At 55.0% G+C, this 22,142-nt stretch carries 21 protein-coding genes and 1 tRNA gene; 6 read left to right on the forward strand and 16 right to left on the reverse strand.

Features of this window, described 5'->3' with window-relative positions:
• Nucleotides 1–95 precede the first annotated feature (95 nt).
• Complete coding sequence (locus J2I48_RS11845) at nucleotides 96–1,535, forward strand: leucine-rich repeat domain-containing protein (protein ID WP_207335662.1); 1,440 nt, start codon at nucleotides 96–98, stop codon at nucleotides 1,533–1,535.
• A 99-nt stretch (nucleotides 1,536–1,634) separates the two neighbouring features.
• Here J2I48_RS11845 and J2I48_RS11850 read toward each other — a convergent pair whose 3' ends face one another.
• Nucleotides 1,635–2,924 carry a hemolysin family protein gene (locus tag J2I48_RS11850; protein ID WP_207335663.1) on the reverse strand — a complete coding sequence of 430 codons (1,290 nt, stop codon included), beginning with the start codon at nucleotides 2,922–2,924 and terminating at the stop codon, nucleotides 1,635–1,637.
• Between the two features lie 113 nt (nucleotides 2,925–3,037).
• Between J2I48_RS11850 and J2I48_RS11855 the strand changes: the two genes are divergently transcribed.
• From J2I48_RS11855 to J2I48_RS11865, 3 genes are all read left to right on the forward strand, one after another.
• Complete coding sequence (locus tag J2I48_RS11855) at nucleotides 3,038–3,721, forward strand: NUDIX hydrolase (protein WP_207335664.1); 684 nt, start codon at nucleotides 3,038–3,040, stop codon at nucleotides 3,719–3,721.
• 231 nt (nucleotides 3,722–3,952) lie between these two features.
• Nucleotides 3,953–4,762 (forward strand): M57 family metalloprotease, encoded by an 810-nt coding sequence (locus J2I48_RS11860; protein ID WP_207335665.1) that lies wholly within the window; start codon nucleotides 3,953–3,955, stop codon nucleotides 4,760–4,762.
• Nucleotides 4,763–4,950: 188 nt separating this feature from the next.
• Entirely contained in the window at nucleotides 4,951–5,772 is an 822-nt protein-coding gene (locus J2I48_RS11865) for a M57 family metalloprotease (protein ID WP_207335666.1), read from the forward strand.
• Between the two features lie 168 nt (nucleotides 5,773–5,940).
• On the opposite strand, the gene J2I48_RS11870 is transcribed toward J2I48_RS11865, so the two are convergent.
• The 3 genes from J2I48_RS11870 to J2I48_RS11880 form a co-directional block, all read right to left on the reverse strand.
• Nucleotides 5,941–6,012, reverse strand: a tRNA-Arg gene (locus J2I48_RS11870).
• A 215-nt stretch (nucleotides 6,013–6,227) separates the two neighbouring features.
• On the reverse strand, nucleotides 6,228–7,508 hold the full coding sequence (gene hflX, locus J2I48_RS11875) for a GTPase HflX (RefSeq protein WP_207335667.1): 1,281 nt from the start codon (nucleotides 7,506–7,508) through the stop codon (nucleotides 6,228–6,230).
• A 170-nt stretch (nucleotides 7,509–7,678) separates the two neighbouring features.
• Nucleotides 7,679–9,064 (reverse strand): MATE family efflux transporter, encoded by a 1,386-nt coding sequence (locus tag J2I48_RS11880; protein WP_207335668.1) that lies wholly within the window; start codon nucleotides 9,062–9,064, stop codon nucleotides 7,679–7,681.
• A 254-nt stretch (nucleotides 9,065–9,318) separates the two neighbouring features.
• Here J2I48_RS11880 and J2I48_RS11885 point away from each other — a divergent pair, with 254 nt between their 5' ends.
• Nucleotides 9,319–10,062, forward strand: coding sequence for a Nif3-like dinuclear metal center hexameric protein (locus tag J2I48_RS11885; RefSeq protein WP_207335669.1), 744 nt, complete (start codon nucleotides 9,319–9,321; stop codon nucleotides 10,060–10,062).
• 219 nt (nucleotides 10,063–10,281) lie between these two features.
• On the opposite strand, the gene J2I48_RS11890 is transcribed toward J2I48_RS11885, so the two are convergent.
• The 5 genes from J2I48_RS11890 to J2I48_RS11910 all read right to left on the reverse strand — a co-directional run bounded on the left by J2I48_RS11890 (nucleotide 10,282) and on the right by J2I48_RS11910 (nucleotide 14,860).
• A complete protein-coding gene (locus tag J2I48_RS11890; RefSeq protein ID WP_229376156.1) occupies nucleotides 10,282–10,947 on the reverse strand; it encodes a hypothetical protein in 666 nt (221 codons plus the stop codon).
• A 95-nt stretch (nucleotides 10,948–11,042) separates the two neighbouring features.
• Complete coding sequence (locus J2I48_RS11895) at nucleotides 11,043–12,401, reverse strand: hypothetical protein (protein ID WP_207335671.1); 1,359 nt, start codon at nucleotides 12,399–12,401, stop codon at nucleotides 11,043–11,045.
• Between the two features lie 9 nt (nucleotides 12,402–12,410).
• The gene (locus J2I48_RS11900; protein WP_229376158.1) at nucleotides 12,411–13,604 is read right to left on the reverse strand and encodes a sensor histidine kinase; all 1,194 of its coding nucleotides are present in this window, start codon (nucleotides 13,602–13,604) and stop codon (nucleotides 12,411–12,413) included.
• A gap of 3 nt (nucleotides 13,605–13,607) precedes the next feature.
• Complete coding sequence (locus tag J2I48_RS11905) at nucleotides 13,608–14,438, reverse strand: alpha/beta fold hydrolase (protein WP_229376160.1); 831 nt, start codon at nucleotides 14,436–14,438, stop codon at nucleotides 13,608–13,610.
• 2 nt (nucleotides 14,439–14,440) lie between these two features.
• The gene (locus J2I48_RS11910) at nucleotides 14,441–14,860 is read right to left on the reverse strand and encodes a response regulator (RefSeq protein ID WP_207335672.1); all 420 of its coding nucleotides are present in this window, start codon (nucleotides 14,858–14,860) and stop codon (nucleotides 14,441–14,443) included.
• Nucleotides 14,861–15,098: 238 nt separating this feature from the next.
• Between J2I48_RS11910 and rsgA the strand changes: the two genes are divergently transcribed.
• Nucleotides 15,099–16,025, forward strand: a complete 927-nt coding sequence (gene rsgA, locus J2I48_RS11915; protein WP_207335673.1) for a ribosome small subunit-dependent GTPase A — start codon at nucleotides 15,099–15,101, stop codon at nucleotides 16,023–16,025.
• A gap of 2 nt (nucleotides 16,026–16,027) precedes the next feature.
• Here rsgA and J2I48_RS11920 read toward each other — a convergent pair whose 3' ends face one another.
• The 7 genes from J2I48_RS11920 to J2I48_RS11945 all read right to left on the reverse strand — a co-directional run bounded on the left by J2I48_RS11920 (nucleotide 16,028) and on the right by J2I48_RS11945 (nucleotide 22,062).
• Complete coding sequence (locus J2I48_RS11920) at nucleotides 16,028–16,990, reverse strand: nucleoside hydrolase (RefSeq protein WP_207335674.1); 963 nt, start codon at nucleotides 16,988–16,990, stop codon at nucleotides 16,028–16,030.
• A gap of 121 nt (nucleotides 16,991–17,111) precedes the next feature.
• The gene (locus J2I48_RS11925) at nucleotides 17,112–18,242 is read right to left on the reverse strand and encodes an amidohydrolase family protein (protein ID WP_207335675.1); all 1,131 of its coding nucleotides are present in this window, start codon (nucleotides 18,240–18,242) and stop codon (nucleotides 17,112–17,114) included.
• Nucleotides 18,243–18,419: 177 nt separating this feature from the next.
• Complete coding sequence (locus J2I48_RS28250; protein ID WP_229376162.1) at nucleotides 18,420–18,734, reverse strand: hypothetical protein; 315 nt, start codon at nucleotides 18,732–18,734, stop codon at nucleotides 18,420–18,422.
• Nucleotides 18,718–19,293 carry a PD-(D/E)XK nuclease family transposase gene (locus J2I48_RS28255; RefSeq protein WP_229376165.1) on the reverse strand — a complete coding sequence of 192 codons (576 nt, stop codon included), beginning with the start codon at nucleotides 19,291–19,293 and terminating at the stop codon, nucleotides 18,718–18,720. Before J2I48_RS28255 ends, J2I48_RS28250 begins: the two co-directional genes overlap by 17 nt.
• Before the next feature lie 106 nt (nucleotides 19,294–19,399).
• Complete coding sequence (locus J2I48_RS11935; protein WP_207335676.1) at nucleotides 19,400–20,044, reverse strand: alpha/beta hydrolase; 645 nt, start codon at nucleotides 20,042–20,044, stop codon at nucleotides 19,400–19,402.
• 42 nt (nucleotides 20,045–20,086) lie between these two features.
• Entirely contained in the window at nucleotides 20,087–21,154 is a 1,068-nt protein-coding gene (locus tag J2I48_RS11940; RefSeq protein WP_207335677.1) for an asparaginase, read from the reverse strand.
• Nucleotides 21,155–21,231: 77 nt separating this feature from the next.
• Nucleotides 21,232–22,062: a TatD family hydrolase gene (locus J2I48_RS11945; protein WP_207335678.1), complete on the reverse strand. Its 831-nt coding sequence runs from the start codon at nucleotides 22,060–22,062 to the stop codon at nucleotides 21,232–21,234.
• Nucleotides 22,063–22,142 lie beyond the last annotated feature (80 nt).

Consider the following 22,142-nt stretch of genomic DNA (forward strand, 5'->3'; position numbering starts at 1 on the left):
AATCCAACGGCTACTATCCAGCGTCTTTTTTTATGGAATTCGCCAGCGGGCTGCATCCATAGGGCTATACTTAATTCCTTACTCAATAGACCATTATGATACGCAACGCACTTTTGGTTGGGGGGCTACTTAGCCTAGGCACGCTGGGTTGGGCGCAACAAAAAAACGCCGAGGTTCGGGTGATGCTGGCCGCCGATACAGCTCAGTTTGGTATTAGTCCCGCCCAATTAACGGCCACGCACACACCGTTCGATAGGCAGGTTCAGGAACTGCCCGATCAGGCACAGGTAATTCCACGTAAAGCGATGAAAGCCTATAACACGGCTAAGATTGGGCTACTGAAGAAGTTATCTCAAACTATCTCCACTAACGTTTTCTACAGCTACCAGGCATTTTATCGGGCCGATGGGACCGCCGAATGGGTTATTATCGACCCGAAAGAGGATGCCAGTATACAGGAGATTAGCACGTTACTGACCAGCCTGACGCAATTTTATCAGAGCACACCACTGTCAACCAGCCTACCTAAGCCGTTTACGATCAGCGGTGCGCAAATGGCAGGGCGGCCATCGTTTGTCTCCAAACGAACCATTCGTACCGGTGACAGCACGATTAGCACCCTCGAAGCAGCCCGGCTGACCAACCGCCCCGACACGGTGAAATACGTTTTTTTCAATCAGCTTAATCTGAAGACCATACCCGACGAATTGTATCGGTTCAGCAACCTGGAAGAACTTGACCTGTCGAAAAATGACCTAACGCAATTACCTCTGCGCCTTACCGCCGACCTGCCCAACCTAAAGCGGTTAAGCTTGCTTGAAAATGAGGTGGGCGACGAGGGCGTTTTCTTTGCCAAGAACACGCATTTGGAGGCACTTAACATCCAGCACAATAAGCTCACTCGGGTGCCCAAGTCAATATCGAAAAACCGGAAGCTGGCAAGTCTCTGGCTGGGGCATAATGCGTTGAACACATTGGCGATCAGTCCGTTGAAAAAATTAAAGCGGCTGTATGACCTTAACTTGTATGAAACGGGATTGACCAGTATACCCAAAAAAATCTGGAAACTAAGGAGCCTGACCACCTTGGATCTGTACTACAATGAGTTGACTACCCTGCCTAAACAGATGGGTAAACTGAAGGCGCTGGAGCAGCTTGCCGTGGCCAATAACAGGCTCACGCAATTACCCAAAGAATTGGCCAGGCTACCCCGGTTGAATACTTTGTTTGTTCACCACAACAAACTCAGCCAACTACCAACCGAACTGGCCAGCCTAAACAACCTGCGCCTGCTCGATATTGGCAGCAACCAGTTCAGCGAGTTACCCGCCGTGGTGCTAACGCTGCCCTCATTGGAAGATCTCGACCTGTCGAGCAACAATATCCAGACGCTGCCTCCCAGCATTGCGCAGCTTACCAAGCTCAAAAAGCTTTACATGCGCAGCAATCCTATTACCAAAGACGACGCTAAAGTTGGCCCCTACGCCAAGGTAATCGACCAACTGGAAGCTAACAAAACAGAAGTATTTTATTGAGTGGTAAGTGCTGAGTGGTAAGTGATGAGTTTGCTGACGCGAGCGTAATGCTCTTGCGTCAGCAAACTCATCACTTACCACTCAGCACTTACCACTTCCTTATTCCTCTTCCCCCCGCCGCACCATGATTTTGTCGATGCGGTTTTTGTCCATGCCCACGATCTCGAAGGTGAACTGTTGCCAGTGGAAGGTTTCGCCTACTTTGGGAATGTCGCGGATGATGTGGAGCGCGAAGCCGCCGAGTGTGTCGAAATCGGTGAAGTCGCGGCGGGCCTGGGTAGAGAGGGTGATGTCGAAATGGCCCAAAAAATCGTCGAACGGCATGGCCGCGTCGATCAGGTAGCTGCCGTCTTCGCGCTGGTGGATGTCGTAGCTGAACTCGCTGGTGTCTGAGATGTCGCCCACAAGCGCGTCGAGGATGTCGTTGAGCGTTACGATGCCCAGCACCCCGCCGTATTCGTCAACGATGATGCCCACGTACTGCCGCCGTTCGCGGAAGCGTTCCAGCACCTGATAAGCGCGGTTGTTTTCGGGAATAAACAGCACGTCGCGCTTGAGGTTTTCCAGCCGGGTCAGTTCCGTGTCGAGGTCTTTGCCCAGCAGGTCTTTGGAATAAATCACCCCTACCACCTCATCGACGCTGCCGTTGCAGAGGGGGTAAATAGCGTGGCGGTATTCCAGAATGTGCCCCTTGTTTTCGGCCACGTCGGCTTCCAGATCGAGGTAGACAATGCTCTGCCGACTGGTCATGAGCGAGGTAATCTTGCGGTCGCCGAGCTGAAACACGTTCTGCACAATCTCGTGCTCGATCTCATCAATAGCCCCCGCTGTGCTGCCTTCCTGCACCAGGCTTTTGATTTCTTCTTCCGTAACGGCGCTCTCGTTGGGCTTGATTCCCAGCACTTTAATGAGCATATCGCTGGAAAATGTCAGCAGTGCAATAAACGGCGAGGTGGCACGTGAGAGCAGGTTCATGGGCGCGGCCATGGTTTTGGCAATGCCTTCGGGGTTCGAGAGACCAATGCGTTTGGGTACCAGTTCGCCCAGCACCAGCGAGGTGTAGGTCAGGCCCAACAACACCCCCACCACGGCCATTGTGTGGGCATAGGGGCGCAGCAATTCCACGCGGGCAATCAGCTCCTGAAGGTCGGTGGTGAGTTTATCGCCCGAAAAAATACCGAGCAGAATACCGATCAGCGTAATGCCAATCTGCACCGTCGAGAGAAACCGGTTGGGTGAGTTGGCCAGCGCGAGGGCCGTTTCGGCGCGACGGTCGCCGTTTTTAGCCGCGGCTTCCAGGCGTGACCGGCGCGATGATACCAGCGCAATTTCCGACATTGAGAAGATGCCGTTCAAAATTGTTAGCACCAGGATGATGAGTAGCTCCACGAAATAGACAATTGGCCTGTTCGCAAAAATAGCAGAACTATAGCGCCTTCAACCACGGCCTGTTTGCTATTTTTGCGGGCTTTACGGGTCACTCAGCTCCGTAATTCACTTGCATGATCGTATTCATCGACGACCGCCCGCTGCGGCTCATCAGCCCCAAAGCCACCGAAAAACTGGCGGCTCTCACTGATTTTGACCGTATTGTCGACGCTCGACTCGATTCGTTGAAAGCCGATGCCCTCAACGGCCATTTGCTCATTCTGAACGCCACACCCGCCACTGCCGAACGCCTTATTGGGCTGCTGGAAGACGAAGACATTAGCCATTTGCTCTCCGTCACGCTGCAATGCCTCGATAAAGACGCGGTAGAAACGCGGATCAAGTCGCGCTACAAGGTGGTAAAAGCAGCCGGGGGCGTAGTCATGACCGGGGGGCGTATGCTGCTCATATACCGCCGGGGGGTGTGGGATTTGCCCAAAGGCAAACTCGACGACGGCGAAGACTCGAAGACGGCGGCGGTTCGGGAGGTAGAAGAAGAAACCGGTGCCCGCGTTACCCTCGGCGACAAGATCTGCACCACCTACCACACCTACACCCTCAATGGCAACCGTATTCTGAAGCGTACCAAGTGGTACCGCATGACCCTGGTCGATGATAGTAAGCTGGCCCCGCAGGCCGAAGAGCAAATTGAGAAAGTGGTGTTCATGGAACCTCGACAGGCGCAGGTGGCCCTGGCCAATTCTTACAGCTCTATCCGCCATGTGGTAGAACAAGCTATGCTGGTGAAACAATCCTAGTTACCCCATATATTGATAGTTTTCTGCTGATTTTGAGGCGCTTAGAAAAGAGCATCGTTAATTTCTCGTTGTAAAATCAGTCGGCTTAGTGACCGAAAAAGGGAGTATAATAACCTTTAAGGTAAAAATTGAACCCTTTAATAAATAGGTAGGATATGTGTATCGCGGTGTTGAAGAATACTCTTTAGCTTACTCCCAGTACTGCCATACACCATTTAACTCCTACACATTATGAAACGGTTTACCCTTTACCTCACAGTCCTGGTTGCTGGTGGTATGCTATATGCCTGCCAGCCCATTCAGGAAGAAGCACCCATCAGCCTTACCGACATTGATCCGGCGCTGGAAGCCAACGTACGGGCACTTGGTTTCGGCACCACCGGTATGCAGCGCGTGGCGGGTGGCTACGTTGTAGAAAACGACATCTTCCTCGACGAACATCAGCTCAGCAACGCCAAGCAGATGCAACTCACACGCGTGGGCAATGAAGAGCAGTATCGCACCACCAACCTCGTCACTAGCTTGCCCCGCACGATCACGGTGAGCCTTGCCGCTGGCCTGCCATCGGGCTATGCACAGGCGCTGGATATTGCCGTGGGACGCTACAATGCCGAGAAACTGCAAGTTAAGTTTACGCGGGTAAGCTCAGGTGGTACCATTCAGTTTGTGGCGGCCCCCAGTGGCTCAACCTACCTGGCATCGGCTGGTTTCCCCAGCGGAGGCAACCCCTACAATCAGGTTCGGGTAAATACGTCTTACCTGACGGCTACGTCCGATGCCACGAAGCTCAATAACTACGCGTCAATCTTCGCGCATGAGATGGGCCACTGCATCGGCTTCCGTCATACTGACTACATGAACCGGGCTTACAGTTGCGGCGGTTCAGCTGTCAACGAAGGTGCCAGCAGCGTAGGGGCCATTCTTATTCCGGGTACCCCGTCGACGGCTGATGCAAACTCGTGGATGTTAGCCTGCATTGGCAGCACGACCAACCGGCCGTTCAATGCTAATGATAAAATTGCGCTGAATTACCTATACTAATCGTCATGTCGGCAGTACAAACAGACAGCCCGGCCTCAGGTATCTGAGGCCGGGCTGTCTGTTTGTAAAGGGAGAAAAGTACGCTCTTAATAAATAGTCGGTGGGTAGGTAGTGAAAAACCCATTAAAAATGCTTGCTTTGTCTTGTTACTGCATCACACAAAATCATACTAACTTACTCCTTGTTCTATGAAACGAATAACCCTTTACCTAACTGCCCTCGTTGTTGGTGGCGTACTTTATGGCTGCCAGCCTATCCAGGACGAGGCAACCCCTACCAGCCTTACTGAAATTGATCCGGCTCTGGAGGCCAACGTACGGTCGCTCGGCTTCAGCACTGCGGGCATGCAGCGCGTTGAAGGCGGCTACATTGTGGAAAACGACATCTTCCTCGACGAACACCAACTAAGCAACGGCAAGCAAGTCCAACTCATGCGGGTGGGCAATGAAGAACAGTACCGCACCACCAACCTCGTCAACAACCTGCCCCGTACTATTACGGTGTCACTGGCCAGTGGCCTGCCTGCGGGTTACGCAGAAGCAATGGACGTAGCGATTGCCCGGTATAACGCCGAGCCGCTGCAAATCAAAATGGCTCGTGTGCGCTCTGGCGGCGATATCAAGTTTGTGGCCGCCCCGGCTGGTGTAGGTTATCTGGCTTCGGCTGGTTTCCCCAGCGGTGGTAACCCATTCAACCAGGTTAAAGTGAACACTTCGGCGCTGCCTGCTATTGACCCCGTGGCCAACACCACAAAGCTCAATAACTACGCGTCAATTTTCGCGCATGAGATGGGCCACTGCATCGGCTTCCGCCACACCGACTACATGGACCGGTCTTACAGTTGCGGTGGTGCAGTTGCCAACGAAGGGGCCAGCAGCATTGGCGCTATCCTGATTCCGGGTACCCCTGCTGCGGCTGATCCGAACTCGTGGATGCTGGCCTGTATTGGCAGCACGACCAACCGGCCGTTCAACGCTAATGATAAGATTGCGTTGGACGCTCTGTATTAAGCGTATCTCCCTTTTCTGGCAGTAACATCCACGAAAAACCCCCGGCCACAATTGGTCGGGGGTTTTTCGTTTAGCAAACGCCTATTCGTAGTCTAGTGGCTCCGCCGGGAATCGAAGGCGAACGCGCCCCCGGCCGTATCAAGCGTTTAGCAAACGCCTGTTTATTCGTGGCTCCGCCGGGAATCGAACCCGGATCTAGCGTTTAGGAAACGCCTATTCTATCCGTTGAACTACAGTGCCTTTTACTCCCCGAACTCGGATCTAGCGTTTAGGAAACGCCTCGGTCCGCCGCTGCGGTTCTATCCGTTGAACTACAGTGCCTGGCTGCTGACGCTTGTGGAGACGCAAGGATGCGTCTCTACGGTTGGCCAACAAAAACGCCGGGTGGCTAACCCGACGCGGGTGCAAAAATGCGAAAAAATCAGCCTACGCCCTACGCGACTTTACCCGCTACCTCAACTTTCTGTCTCCGTTGGTACTTCTTTGGTGGCCTGACTGTCGCCGCCGAGCGTGGCCGATTCGAGGAGGGGTACGTCGAGCCAGTTGGGGTAGATTTGGAAGTGCTGCGGTTTCACCATGTCGTGCAATAACACCCGCAACTCGTCGATGTTCTCACGGGTTTGGGCCGACACAAACACCACGTGCTCGGCCTGTTTGGTCAGATAGGTGCGTTTCAGGTACTCCAGGGCCGTTTTGCGGCGGGTCTCCACCGGCACTTCGCCCTCAGTGGCTTCGTCGAACTCCGGTGCCCATTCCTCTTTTGGCACAAACGCGTCTACTTTATTAAACACCAGCACCACCGGCTTATCGGCCACACCGAGGTCGGCCAGAGTCTTGTTGACCACCTCGATATGCTCTTCAAACGACGGGTGCGACACGTCGACCACGTGCAACAAAATGTCGGCTTCGCGCACCTCATCGAGCGTCGATTTAAACGACTCGATCAGCATGGTAGGCAGCTTGCGGATGAACCCAACGGTGTCGGTAAGCAGAAACGGAATGTTGCCAATCACCACTTTCCGCACGGTCGAATCGACCGTAGCAAAGAGCTTGTTTTCGGCAAAGACGTCGGCCTTGGCCAGCGCCCGCATCAGCGTCGACTTGCCCACGTTGGTGTACCCCACCAGCGCCACCCGCACCAGCCGGTCACGTTCTTTGCGGCGGGTCATGCTCTGGCGGTCAATCTTCTCCAGCTTTTCCTTCAAAAACGCAATCCGGTCTTTCACAATCCGGCGGTCGGTTTCCAGTTCGGTTTCGCCTGGACCCCGCATCCCGACGCCCCCCTTCTGGTTTGTTAAGTGCGACCACATCTTGGTTAGGCGGGGGTAGAGGTACTGATACTGAGCCAGTTCCACCTGCACCCGCGACTGTGCTGTTTGCGCCCGCATGGAGAAAATGTTCAGAATCAGCAGGCTCCGGTCCAGCACTTTCACGTTGGTGAACTCGGCCTCGAGGTTGCGGACCTGCGCCGGCGAAAGGTCATCATCGAAGATGATCGTGTCGACGGGTTCGGCCAGGATATAGGTCTTTATTTCGTCGAGCTTACCCTTGCCCACAAACGTCCGGTGGTCGGGGTGTTCGAGCTTTTGGGTAAACGATTTCTTCGTAATAATCCCCGACGTTTCGGCCAGAAAGGCTAGTTCGGCAAGGTATTCACGCGTCTGTGCGGCCGTCTGCTTTTGGGTAGCCACGGCAACGAGCACAGCGGTTTCAGGGTTTTTATGGTTATCAATCATGGGGATGTCGGATTGGGGATTTTTGGATTGCGGATTGGGGATTTCGGATTGCGGATTGGTTGCTTACGCCACAGCAAACACTGGCGTAAGCAACCAATCCGCAATCCGAAATCCCCAATCCGCAATCCAAAAATCCCCAATCAAAATAACGGTTGGTTATAGGTGAAGGTTCAGACCTGTACGGTGCGCCAGCGGCCTTGTCGGAATACCCAGACCGCCGCTAGGGCCAGCAGCGATTCAGAAATGGCCACCGACCAAAACACGCCCGGAGGTCCCCAGCTCAGCCCGTTGGCTAGTGTGTAGGCCAGCGGGATCTCGATTACCCAGAAACACAGGATGTTGATGAGCATGGGCGACCGGGTATCGCCCGCGCCGTTAAGCGCCTGCGTGACCACCATACCGTAGGCCATGAACACAAAACCAAGGCAGAATATGCGCAGGCTCTGCGCCCCAATGGTCAGCACGGCCACGTCGTGGCTGAAAATACCAACCACGTTTTCGGCGAACACATACAGCAACAGCCCAATGGGCGTTAGAAAGAGTAGGTTGCAGAAAGCCGCTCGCCATACCGACGTTTCGGCCCGGTCGGGTTGGCCCGCGCCCAGGTTCTGCCCCACCAGCGTAGCGGCCGCGTTGGCCATACCCCACGAGGGTAAGATCGTGAAGATGAAAATGCGGATGGCCACGGTATAACCCGCCACCACGTCGGCACCAAACGTCGAGACGATCCGAGTGAGAAACACCCAGCTTGCCGACCCGATCAGGAACTGCCCGGTGCTGCCCGCTGCCAGGCTCAGCAGCGTTTTTACCACGCCAAGGTCCGGCACGAACGAGGCCAGGCTAATAGAAATACGACCATTACGGCCAGCCAGCGCCCAAAATTGGTACAGCACCCCCGCCGACCGCCCCAGCGTAGTGGCCACTGCCGACCCCATCACGCCCAGTTCGGGAAACGGCCCCAGCCCGAAAATAAACACCGGGCAGAGCACGATATTCAGCCCGTTGGCTAGCCACAACGACCGCATCGCCACCGAGGCGTCGCCTGCGCCGCGCAGGCAGCCACTGAGGGTGTGTAGCAAAATGATGGCCGGTGCCGATGCGAAAATGACGCGCGTATAGCCGCTACCGTTGGCAATCAGGTGGGTATCGCCGCCCATAAGCCGCAGCAGATCAGGAGCGAAGACCAGCCCCGGAATGCCCATGAATACTGCGAAAGTGAGCGAGATGAAGATCACCTGTCCCACGGCATGGCTGGCTCCGGCCGGGTTTTCTTCGCCAATACGCCGCGCCACAAGGGCTGTGGCGGCGGTGCTAAGGCCAATAGCAATGGAATACACCAGCGTAAGCACCGACTCGGTCAGGCCCACGGTAGCTACGGCTTCGGTGCCGATTTTGGCCACAAAAAACACGTCGACAATGGCAAAGAGGGCCTCCATGACCATCTCGAGGATCATGGGTACCGACAGCATGAAAATGGCCCGGTTGATGTTGCCGGACGTAAAATTGGTTTCTGTGCCGCGCAACGCAGCTAGGAATAACCGGATGATTCTGGTCATTTGAGACAAAAGAGTATTGAGCCGCCCGTGGGCAGCTACCGATGGTATATGAATGGGGAGAAATGGCCAGCGCGGCCCGGAGGGCGGCAGAGTCTGGCAGGAAGAAATTGCCCGGAGGCAATTAGCAGGTGAGCTTCATGGGCGTTGGCGACCGCAGGGCGCGGTGCAGTTAGCGGTACAAACGTACGGTAATTCGCTCGAAATCACCAAGCCAATTGAGGGAATGGTAGGTTATAGACGAAACACCAGACCCGATGATCCACCTATATAACCTCGATGTATTGCTGCAAACGGCCCTGATCACCCACCGCTACCCGGCTGCTGAACGGGGCGGTATTTACCGGCCATCGTCCCGGCCCGTGGAGCGCATTGGCCTCGCGCTGGAGCCACCACCGCAGGTAGGTAACTGGGTGAGAGATAACAATCTGGATGCCCTTTGGCTGCACCGCCCGTGGCGGTTAGATCAGGCTGCACTGCCGCCCGATGTAGGCGTTTTGTATCACCACCTGCCATTTGACGAAACGCTGACTACGGGCTACAATGTGCCCCTGGCGGCTGCACTGGGCCTTTCTGAACTGGACATCCTCGGCTACAAAACTGCTCCCGGCCCTGCCGATGCGCACCTGCCACCCCGGCCCATCGGTATGGTGGGCGCGGTGCCTCATCGTTCGTTTGACGAATGGAAGCAACTGATAAACAACCTATTTGGAGGCTATGATAGAGCTGAGTTCGGCTCGGTGCGGATGCCGGAAATGGTAGCGGTGGTGGGGGCTATGAACCCGGCCCTGATACAGGAAGCCCACGAGTGCGGTGTGGGCTTGTACCTCACCGGCGAGTATCGCAAAAGCGCCCAGGAAGCCGTTGATGAAACGGGCATGGCCGTCATTGCCATTGGCCACCGCCGCACCGAAGAATGGGGCCTACGAGCACTGGCAGGCCTGTTGCGAGAGAAAATAGGCGTAGAGGTCCATGTCTATCGGAGCAATGCTCCGCTGTGAACGTAATGGCTAAGGTGAGTTATTGATAAGATATATCACAACTCGCTGAACCCCGGCTTGTGTCTCCACAGGCCTACGCCTGCGTAAGCCATCCGGGCGCGTAAGCTGGCCGGTCCGCCGTGGTTGGATTGCCGTACCACCGGCATTCCGGTGCGGCACTAGTAGGCCTGTGGAGACACAGGCCAGGGTGGCGGCGGTATCTGCTCCGCTAGACATGCCTCAAAACCGCCCTACAAACCCTAAGCCTGCACTGCTGTAGGACGAATAGGGCTGCAACTGCCACGAGATGCCCTGCCGTTGCTTCAATGCCCGGTTGTAAAATTGCACTGCCTTCCGAACGTGCTTGCCGGGATATTGCATACTCCAGCCAATGCTCGTCAGAACACCGCCCATCACAAATGTCAAAACCCCTGTCTTGACGGCCGTTTCACGCTGATGGTCGATGGCATTTTGATAGCCAACTACCTGACCACCGTAGACAGTGCCGTTTGCCCCTCCGCAGACCATACCCGTTGGGCAAACAATGGCCTGTTGCACATTGACGGGGCTATTAGATGTACCGATAATAGCCCCTACGAGCATGGCTGTGAGTCCACCGCCAATAAGCCAACCACCAGTGTGCCGGTTACTGAGGTATTTGTTGAACTCTTGAATGGCCGTGGGTTCGCCGGAGGCCATGATGTAGGGAGCAAGGTCTTTTGCCCGGATGTCTAGCCCGTCGTACATATACTGCGACCGAACCATGCTGCCGTAGCGGCCATAATAGGCCGGTTGCAGCTCACTGTCAATCAGTTTCAGGTCATCTCGCCGCAGCGTTTGTACGCTGTCTGTCTGCGCCAAAAGCTGAAACGGGCAGAGGAGTAGCAGGAGTACTGTCAGTTTCATAGCGCTCGTATCTTCTGTGAGTTGAAAAGTATAAACTGTAACAACTGTAGACATTAAGCGGCCTATAAATCTGGATTAAGATGCTGTTAACCACCTCACTTCGCTTTCCCAATCAACTTCCCCATCATTTCCGAAAAGTAGGCACCATTCTGGGGGCCGAACCAGTTCATGACGCGGGTTTCGTAAGCGTCTTTTTCGTAGTAGGCGTCAGGGGTGATGTAGCCTACGTAGCCGCCGTTGAAGCTGGTTACAATTAGATTAAGGCCTTGTTGGTCAGCAATTTTGGCGAGTGGCGGTAGTAATTCGCCGGAGAAATCGCAGGGGGTACCCAGCAGCAGCGCCGGACCAAGGCGCAGGGCTTTAATATCAGACGGGTAGCGGCCATAAATGGCATGAAACAGCCAGGGCCGGATGCGCCAGTCGCCGATGAGGCGGGGGGCGGGGTCGCGCAGGGTGAGGGGCAGGGTGAGCAGGCCCAGCGTACTATCGGTGCCCGTCTGAAACTGCGTTAGTTCGGGCTTCAGGCGGGTCAGTATCTCAGACGCGTATTGTTTCACCAACGGAAAATCCTTACCCGTGGGTGGTCCTTTTGGCCCCATACTGCCCACGGCCCCGGCCATAAACAGGGCGAAGCCACCCGTTTCGCGCTCGATGCCGTCTACCACCTGCCCTGGCCAGTCGCGGGTGAGGTATTGGTAGCTGAACATATCCATCATGGTAGCGTGGGCGGCGTAGGTGCAGAGCGTGGCGGTCTGGCCCGCGCCGCCGGTCTGTTTCAGTTGCACTAACCGGAAAAACGGGTCTACGGGCTTGGTGTCATCCAGCCGGTTATAGACGAACTGCGGCGCATTAACGGACCGAAACCCCACGCTGACGGGCTGCAAATTGGCTTTTGCCCGCATCAGCGCGGTCAGTATGGTGTTGGTAATATGGTCTACCACACGCCCGTCATAGCTGCCCGAAAACAGGTTACCCACCAGGCCCGGTGCCCAGCCGCCGAGGCTGTTGTGGCTGTGGGTAGTGCCAAAATACACCGACTCCCAGCGCAGGCCTACCTCAGGCAGGCGTTTACGCAGTTGTTCACTCACGCTGGGTGGCGTAATGAGCAGGTCAGACGCCACCATGGCCACGGGACCGTTGCCGTTGTCGAGTACAATGGCCCGCACCCAGACCGAGTCAGCCACGGTGGTCCAGTGTTTACCCTGCCGTGCACCATAGCCGCCGGTGGGGGTGGTGTAGGCGGGAGTTAGGTTGGCCTTTGCCCAGCCCGCCCAGATGGCCGTTTTGGGCGTGGGCAATGCGGGCAGACTATCGAGCCGATGGATGGTCTGGCTATAGAACCCGGTTTGACCGTAGGGGGTATGGTCGTTGGGCGACAAACCAATAGCCAGCAAGAGCACGATTATGGCTAGTAGACCCAGCAGGCCTTTGAGCAGAATGCGCAGAAATTTCATCTGGCAAAGCTACGCGATAGGCAGCAACACAGTGATTTTGGTGCCCTTGCCCACCGCCGATTCGGCCGAAATCTGACCGTTGTGCCATTCGGCAATCTTCTTCGATACGGCCAGCCCCAGCCCCATGCCTGGTGTGTGGGGGTGCAGTTTTTTCAGTATCCGAAAGATCTCCTCGCGCTGGTGATTGTCGAACCCAATGCCGTTGTCGCTGATGGTGATGCGGGCATAGTCTACATACCTATACTTGTCGGGGTTGGTGCGAAAGCTGTTGTGGCCCACCACGGTACCGCTGATGCGCACTACAGTCAGGTTATCGTCCATCTTCCGGAACTTCACCGCATTGTCGAGCAAGTGCCTGAATAGGCTGGTCAGGCTCTCTCTGTTGCCCATCACCACCGGGAGCGACGTAAGGTTGAACGTCACGCCAGTGGTTGTGTATTGCGCAATTAATTCCTGCATAATAATCTGAAGATCAACGCTTTCTATATCTGACCGCTGACTGGTGAGCGTGAAGTAAAGCTGTAAATCACTGACCAGCATTCGCAGTCGGTTACTGGCTTTACTGATGCCCGCCAGGGCCGAATAGCCCATGCTGGTGAGAGCACCGGGCTGTTCGTTGGCTAGCAAACCGGCAAAGACGTTGATCTTTCGCAGGGGCTCCTGAAGGTCGTGAGTGATGACCTTGCTAAACTGTTCGAGTTCGTTGTTGCGTTGTTGAAGCTGACTTAGTTGCCGGTCTTGCTCGGTTTGGTGCTGTTCCAATTGCTGTTGTAACGTCAGCAATTCATCATTGCGCAGCAGGGCGTCTTCGGCAGCTTTTTTGGCATCAAGAATTTCTTTTTCGTAGAGCCGCCGCTGGTGGACCGGTATAAAGGAGATATAGATGACCTGTTGCCCCTCGTGCTCGCGTCGAACAGCATTGAGCAGTACAGGAACAGGTTGGCGTTGCTGGGTCTGTATGGTAGCGTACAGTGCGCTGGCACTACCGTGGAGGGTGACAAGGGGGAAAATGTGGGTTTGAAAATAGATCCGGCTGGCCACGCTCAACAATACGTCAATACCCTTACCAGGCAGTTCGTCGGCGGTATAACCCATCAGGTCATACACAAATGCATTGGCTGTTAAAATCCGACTTCGGGCATCCAGCACCAGTATGCCACAGGGAAGTAACGCCGTAATGTCTTGTATGACACGTGATTCCAAGGCTCAGTGTGGCTGGTGGAGGTACTGATTGATGGCGTCTATAGTCTCCTGGGGAGCGCTCATATGGGGGCAATGCCCAGTGGCGTCAATCACGTGCAATGTACTGTTGGGCGTATGTTTGGCCATATAGTCACCCACTGCAACCGGTGCAATGATGTCTTCGCGGGTCTGAATAATCAGGGATGGGGTCTGGAGTTTTGGCAAATCCTGTCGATTATCGCCCAGGAAGGTTACACGAGCAAAATGTAGGGCTACTTCGATATCTGTATGGCAAAAAGTTGCCCCCAGTTCTGCCCCCAATTCTGGCCGATCACCGTTGGCCATAATAGCAGGGGCTGTTGAGGTGGCCCAGCCAAAAAAGTTACCATCCATCGTCTCGATCAGTTCTTCGACATCCTCCCGCTCGAAGCCGCCAACATACCCGTCGTCATTCAGATATCGGGGCGAGGGGCTAACCATAACCAGATTGCTAAACCTGTCTGGTTCCTTAATAGCGGCTAACATACCAATCATGCTGCTCACCGAGTGACCCACAAAAACAATGTTATGCAAATCCAGTGCCTGGCAAATGTCGAGCACATCCTGGGCGTAGCCGTGCAGGCTGGCGTACCGCTCCCGATTATAGGCGTTCAGGCGGGTACGGCCGTGCCCAATGTAGTCGAAGCAGATGACCCGATAGTCGTTCTCAAAAGCGGGGGCCACAAACCGCCACATGCTCTGGTCGCAGCCAAAGCCATGGGCAAAAAGCATGGGCTGTGTACCCCGCCCACTGACGGTAACATTATAGCGGTCAACGATGGTCTGACTGGTGGCCAATGGTGGTGTGGTAAGCATAGCTAGAGGGGTGTTTCGGGTAGCCATTGGCGCGTCAAGTCGCGGGCCAACTGGGTTAAATCGGGAAAGCTGTCGGGTTTTGTATGAAAATCATTGGCCCCCAGGGCAGTCGATTTCTGTCGGTCGGCCGGATTATTGGACGTAGTGAGCACCACCACCGGCAGGTGCCCGAACTGCGGCAAAGCCCGTACCTGCGCCAGCGCGTCGAACCCGTTGAGGTAGATCATATTGAGGTCGATCAGGATCAGGTGTGGAAACGGGCGCGTATCCTGAAGTTGTGGCAACAGGTCTTCGCCGTCGGCCATGGTTCTAATCTCGATCCGGGGGTCTACGCTATTAAAGGCCGCCCGCATCAGCAGCAGATCTTCGTCGTCATCATCTACTAACCAGACGCAGGGAGGCGTGCTATATTCTACAGACATAGTAGTTAGTACAGAAAGTGTAGTGTAAACAAAAATAACGTATGGCCATCATTATCTACTTAGTTGCTTGGGTAATTTTTCTAGATAAACCTGCCATGCCTGTGCTGGCGAGACAGGCCCCTCACGGCATCAGTCGGAAACCATTGACCAACCAGAATGAGTTACCTTCCCAGCACCAGGTAATGGCCGTTGGCCACCGGTACTGGCTAACAAAACGCGCACAACTACGCTATCTCCTTTGTCAACAGGCTTAATCATACGCTCAACCGGTTCGTGGTACGACCTCCGCAGTGAAGACGGACATATTTTTCACGCCCGGCTGAAAGGGAAATTCAAGATCAAAGACCTGAAAGTCACCAACCCCATTGCCGTGGGCGACCGGGTGCAGTATGATGTGGAAGACGAGGCCGAAAACACGGCTATCATCTACGACATCGAACCCCGCGAGAACTACATCATCCGGCAGTCAGTACATAAAACGGCGCACGGCCATATCCTCGCTGCCAACCTCGATCAGGCCGTGTTGCTGGCTACGCTTACCCTGCCTCGCACCTCGCTCGGCTTCATAGACCGGTTTCTGGTGGCCGCCGAATCGTTTCGGATTTCCACCACGGTGGTATTTAACAAAACCGACATTCTGAATGACGAAGGGCTTGATTATCAGCGTGAAATACAGGATATGTATGAACGAATTGGCTATAACACCCTCGCTACATCGGCCACGGAAGGCGATGGCGTAGAGGCGTTTCGGGCGTTGCTCACGGGAAAAATTACCCTGCTGTCGGGGCATTCGGGGGTGGGCAAATCGTCGCTGGTGAACGCCATTGCCCCCTCGCTGGATCTGCGCACCAACGAGGTCTCGACCTTTGCCAACAAAGGAGTACACACCACCACCTTCGCTGAGATGTTTGAGCTAGCCCCCAACACGTTCATTATCGACACGCCGGGCATCAAAGAGTTGGGTTTGGTAGAGACGTCGAAGGAAGAGATTGCCCATTATTTCCCCGAAATGCGCGACCGCCTGAACCAGTGCCGGTTTCATAACTGCCTGCATATCAACGAACCCGGCTGTGCCATTAAGGCCGCCGTGGAAGAAGGCACCATCGCCGAGAGCCGCTACTACAGCTACCTGAGCATGATGGAGGGGGGGGATAATAGAAGGTAATTCTACCGCATCATCATGCCATTAATCAACGCCTGCACTTCGGCGGGGGGGCGTTTCACGACCAGGTGGGCGTGGCCCTTGGTGGTGGTATCCCAGCTGTTGCTGCCGCCGGGACCCATAATCAGTCGGCCCTGTTGAGTGGTGTAGTAGGGTTCCGCGCCGTCGATAGCGACCAGCACGGCGGTTTGGTCCCAGCTCATGCGGCCCTCTTTGTCGTTTTTATCGAGCGGAATACTGATGCGGAACACGTCGCGGATGGGGCTGTTTTTGATGGCCTTGTTCTGGGCCAGAGGTAGCCCTGTCTTGATGACTTCGCCAATTTCAAACCCGCTCAGCAGCATCGGCGTGGGCCATTCGGCGAAGACAATTTTTGAGGCGGTCGAGTCTTTGAACACGTTGTATTCGTAGCCCGACGGAAACTTGCCTGCCATGCTCACCAGGTTACGTACTTTCTGTATAACCAGTTCACGACCAGGGAGTTTAGAGTACTGGTCGGGTTTCGAATTGAGCAGATTAGCCAGGTTGGTCAGGAAGCCCACCGTGAGGACCGTTACGCTGCGGTCGGGCTGTTTGGCCAGAATCTGCCGGTAGAGAGCCACGGCGTCGGGGGCGTCGTCGTTGGTCTTCAGCATGTGCGGGTAGCGGGCCACCAGCGTGTCGGACCAGTGTTGCTTATCGGCATCGGTTACGGCCCAGCCTTTGGGTACGCCAATAGGAATAGTGGGGCGGTCGAAATAGGTATTCAGCACACTCAGCACCGGCCCCACCCGCGGGTATTTGCTCGACGCAATGGTAGCCAGAATTTCGGCTTTGCCCGCGTCGGCATAGGTATGCAGCATGGTAATGGCCCCCACGTCGTCGTAGTCAGGACCCATATCGGTATCGAAAATAACTTTCACGGGTGCTTCGTGCTGGGCGAAAGCAGGTGTGGTGGCAAGCAGGAATAGGAGGATGAGGTATCGCATAGAAAGGGAGTAGCAGTCGGCAGCGGTCCGACGTTTCGAGGCAGTCGGCAATACTTGTGTGAGAGCAATACGCTGGCCGCACCGGGATGCCGGACCACGGCGGACCGCTGCTGACTGCCATTTAATTTGGAAACAAGCTCTTGTCAAGCCCAGGAATGAGCCGCAGGGCGTTTTTGTAGTAGACTTTTTTCAGCACCTCGTCGGGGAGGGCCATGCCATACATGCGCCAGAAGGCGTGGTACTTCTTGTGGTACGGAAAGTACTCATCGGCAGTTTCCAGCACGCGGAAATAGGTCGCGTATTCCGATGGTACCCAGCTGTCTTTGCCGAAGACGATACGGTCCTGGTGTTTCACAAAAAAGGCATGGGCAGCGCGGGGCTGACGACCCAGTTCGGCAATGACTGCCCCAATTTCGAGCATCATGTTGGGGTACACTCGCATCAGGCTGTCAAGCTTGCCGAGGTTGTTGGGGTACCAGCCCATGTGGGCGTTGATGAACGTGGTTTTGGGATGCTTTTGAAAGATATGGTGCTGTTGGTCAAGCAGTTTGGCCCAGTCTACGGAGTTGGCACCGCGCTTCCGGTTGGGGTGCAGTTTCAGTTCCAGCCAGCGTTCGTTGTAGCGGTCCATCGGGTCCCAGAATGATTTTGGGTCGGCGGTGTGAATGAGCACGGGGATGCCCAGTTGGCCACATCTTGCCCAGATAGGGTCCAGGCGCGGGTCGTCGATAGCCACCAGTTTGCCGCCAGCATCTTTGATATCCATGCCCAGGTTCTTGTAGATTTTCAGGCCGTGGGCACCCGCTTTCACGTCGGCCTCCAGTCGTTTCACCGAGGCCTCTGTCCAGCCCGGCGTACCGATACCGTCGAACAGGATATTGGTAAACAAGATGAGCCGGGGGGTGTTGGTTTGCTTGATATTGGCCAGCGACTTCGTAAAAAACTTGTCCGATTCCGCCTCTGACCCCCAAGCCCGCCCGCTGAGGTTGACCATGATGCCCATATTGAGCTTATCCATCTCGCTCAGCAACGGTTTCAGGCTGGCGTCGTCCATGTCCCACTGGTGATTATGCACATCGATGAACGGGTATTTGGCCCGCGTCAGCTTGTGTTCGGGCACTTTCAGGGTTGAGACGGGGTCGTATTCCTCAAAACCCAGGGGCACGTCGGCGGGCTTTTGCTGGGCATGGAGGGTACGAATGGTGAGGGCACAAAGGCAAACGATGAGTAAACTCAGGAACGGAAGGCGCATGATGAATGGAATAGCGATGAACAGGCGGTCAGAAACTAACAACCTTTTTCAAAGATACAGCCAAAGCACTTTCTACGCAGTTGGGCGTCAACTCCCCAAACGGACCACTCGCCGCTTGAAAGCTGGACGTAATAGCCCTGCACCTAGCGCCAGCGGGGGCTAATGGCAACGCAAGATTTACTTGAGGGTATCTAATTCCTGCTGAACTTGAAGTACGAAATCAACGGAAACGCCGCTGTCTTCTGCTATTTCCTCAATCGTGAGTTTCTCCCGATTCAGAGCTTTTCTCACGACCTCGGCTCCAACCTCCTCTATCTTCCTTTGTTCGTTCTTGACTGCGAATGCATTAGCCGAAATGGTCATTTCGTAGCTCAATCGCTGTTCAGGGGTTAAAGCTCGCTTGTCTAATTCATGAATCGCTATCTGTAACCACTCCTCATCCCAGAAGGGGGGAAACTGCGTTGGCTCGGTTACTTCATGTATCGTTTTCATCGTATAAATCAGTTTGTCCAAGTCGCTTCCAATAGCCGCTAAGCCCTTTGTAAACTTGTCTAATTCTACTGTTATAAACACGGTCCGCCGCTGCGGTCATTTGGTCATCGATCAGTTCGTTGTTCTGATTTTTTAGAACCGCAATGTTTTGATAATCAGCAACGTTCGGGAAAATATTAACGGCTAAGATGCCAATGCAGTATATTTTGGGTAGGTCGTCAAATTCGTAATCTCCTTTCCGAATCAAGGTGTTCAGTCGGTAGAATAAGTAAAATTTCACGCGTTGAATGAACTCCGGGTACTCGCTCAATTGCATCTCCACAATGAACTCGTCACCCCGCTCATCTTTGCAAAACAGATCATAAATGCCTCTTCGGCTGTCGCGGGTTACGCCCTTAATTTTGTTCTGAATAAACGTTACCTCCTGAATGGCTACGGGCGAGTTGATGAGTGCCTGTAATGCTTTCCGTAAAAACCGGGTGTCGGTTTCGTTGCCAAACGTCGCTTTAAAGCCATAATCGGAGAGGATAGAAATAAACCGCTCATTATCATTGTACAAGTCCAGGCGGTAAAAGTAACTAAAACCGGAACCAGACAAAGCAAGTAAAAGGCCTTGACTATGAGCTAGCTATTCTGTGAACTGACACCGCCGAGTTTTGGAACCTTTAGGTTCTAAGTTCTTGGTGTAATACAATGCCTAGTTCTTCGGCTTTATTGAGAACCATCAAATGCCCGCCGCCTGCTATGGCTCGGCTACTGTGGGCAGAGCTGAACGGCAAAATATGGTCGTTGGTGCCATGAATGTGGACGACATTGGCAATACGAACTTGGTTGTGCCAACGGGCAATTTTGTCAATAGCCCACTTCAGGAAAACTGGATCGGTATCCTGTAGGATCTGTTTTAACAACCGCTTATGGGCGGGTGAACTTACCCCAAACAGCCAGTTAGTGATGAAGTTGGCTTGCTTGAGTAGGGTAGCGGGTAATAGGTTATGCAGGCCCATTGCTCCGGCGAGGCGGTAATAAATCGGTAAGTCCTGCTTGGTCTTGGCTGACGAGATCAGAATGACCTTTTCGCTGTCGATGAGCTTGGCAATTTCTATAGCCATGATGCCTCCAAACGAAACCCCGATCAAAATGGGTTTAGGTGCCGATAGCTGCCGGGTTATTCGTTGAGCGTACTGCTCAATAGTTTCGGCCTCGATGGGTAATTGCCAGCGAACGAATGTAGTGGCAAAGCCTGAAAAGTCGAGGTGCTGAAAAACACGCTCGTCGGCACCCAGACCGCTAAAAATATAGAGTTGCTTCACGCTAATGGGACATTGACGGATTCCGTGACGGCGTTAAGGTGCCTAATTGGCCATTTCGCCCCGCAGCGACGTACCCAATTGCTGGGCTACGGTGCCGGGGTAGGGGAACTGGCCGAGGAGTACCATGAGCTTGGTGATGGCGGCTTCGGTGGTCATGTCGGCCCCGCTCACCACGCCGATTTCCTGGAGGCGCGAACTGGTCTGGTACTGCCCCTGCGTGACGCGGCCACCCTCGCACTGCGACACGTTGACCACCACCAGCCCCCGCCCAATGGCCGCGCTCAGGGCTTCGGATAGCCACGCATCGGTGGGGGCGTTGCCTGACCCGAAGGTTTCCAGCACCAGTCCCCGCAGGCCCGGAATGGCCAAAATGGCGTTGACTACGGCGGGCGTGATACCGGGAAACAGCTTCAACACGGTCACGTTGGCGTCGATGACTGTGTGGATGCTGAACGGGTGCGACACGTCGGCGGGGGCAATAAACGGGCGGTTGTATTCGATACGTACCCCGGCCATGGCCAGGTGGGGGTAGTTTTCGGAGTGGAACGCGTTGAAATGGACGCTCTCTCGCTTTTTGGCCCGGTTACCCCGCAGCAGCAGCGAGTTGAAATAGATGCACACTTCGGGCACGGCGGGGCGTCCGTCGGGGCGGTCGGCGGCGATTTCGAGAGCGGTCAGCAGGTTTTCGCGGGCGTCGGTCCGGGCTACGCCGATAGGCAGTTGCGCCCCGGTCAGGATCACCGGTTTACCCAGATTCTCAAGCATGAAGCTCAACGCCGACGCCGTGTAGGCCATCGTGTCGGTGCCGTGCAGAATCACGAAACTGTCAAACTCGTTGTAGTGCGCCTCAATAGCCTGCGCCAGCCGCACCCACACCGCCGGTTTCATATCCGACGAGTCGATAATGGGGTCGAGCGTGATGAGCGACACGTCGAAGTCGAGCCGCTGAATTTCGGGTACGCGGTCCATCACCTGACTGAAATCGAACGGGCGCAACTGCCCGGCCTTGTCGGGTCCGGCGCGGTAATCATAGACCATGCCGAGCGTACCACCGGTGTAAATCACCAGCACCGCACCAACGGGGTTTTCGGCTTTGTTGAGTTGGAACATGGAAGGAAATTAAGAATTGACAATTAAGAATTAAGAATGGGCCTGCGCTAGAAGTAGGACGGAATGCGAAGCCATTCTTAATTCTTAATTCTTAATTGAGCGGCGTTTCGCGTGGTCACTTCCGCCACTTCGTCCACCGAAACGCTCAGCATCTCGGCGAGGCGGGCGGCGATGTAGGGGACGTAGGCGGGTTCGTTGCGTTTGCCGCGAAAGGGCACGGGGGCGAGGTAGGGGGCATCGGTTTCGAGCACCAGATGATCGAGGCCAATGTGGGGAATGACCTTGTCCAGGCCACCATTTTTATAGGTCGCCACGCCGCCAATGCCCAGCATAAAGCCCATCTCGATGGCGCGTTTGGCTTCGTCGAGAGTGCCCACAAAACAGTGAAAGATGCCCCGTATGCCGCTTTTGGGGGCGGGCAGGGCTAGTTTATCGATTAAGTCGGCTGCTTCCATCATGGCGTTGCGGTCGTGACCTGACCGGGTGTGGAGCGAAACGAACATACCCCGTTCGGCGGCCCAGCGCAACTGCGTTTCGAAGGCCATAAACTGCTGTGGCACGAAGGTCATGTCCCAGTAAAAATCCAGCCCGATTTCGCCCACGGCCAGAAACTCGTGGCTGTTCAGTTGGCTCTCTACCTCGCCCAGTTCAGCCTCGACGGTCTCGTTCACATAGGTGGGGTGGAGGCCCATCATGGGTCGGCAGCGGCCGGGGTATTGGGCGGCGAGGGCCATCATGCCGGATATGGTTTCGGCGGCGCAATTGGGCATCCAGATTTCCGACATACCTGCCGCAAAAGCCCGCTGTAGCATGTCGTCGCGGGTGCCGTGGGGCTGGCCGTCGGTGAATGTATCAGCCTCGAATTTATCGTCGTAAACGTGGGCGTGGGTGTCGATGAAGGTAAACATGGGGGCGAAATTACTGTAGTTTACAGTTGCTTCGGCGTAACCCCCCGCCCTGAAGGGTGCCCGCTGGCGCAAACGGCTGA

The organism is Fibrella aquatilis, from assembly GCF_017353255.1.
GTDB classification, from domain to species: domain Bacteria; phylum Bacteroidota; class Bacteroidia; order Cytophagales; family Spirosomataceae; genus Fibrella; species Fibrella aquatilis.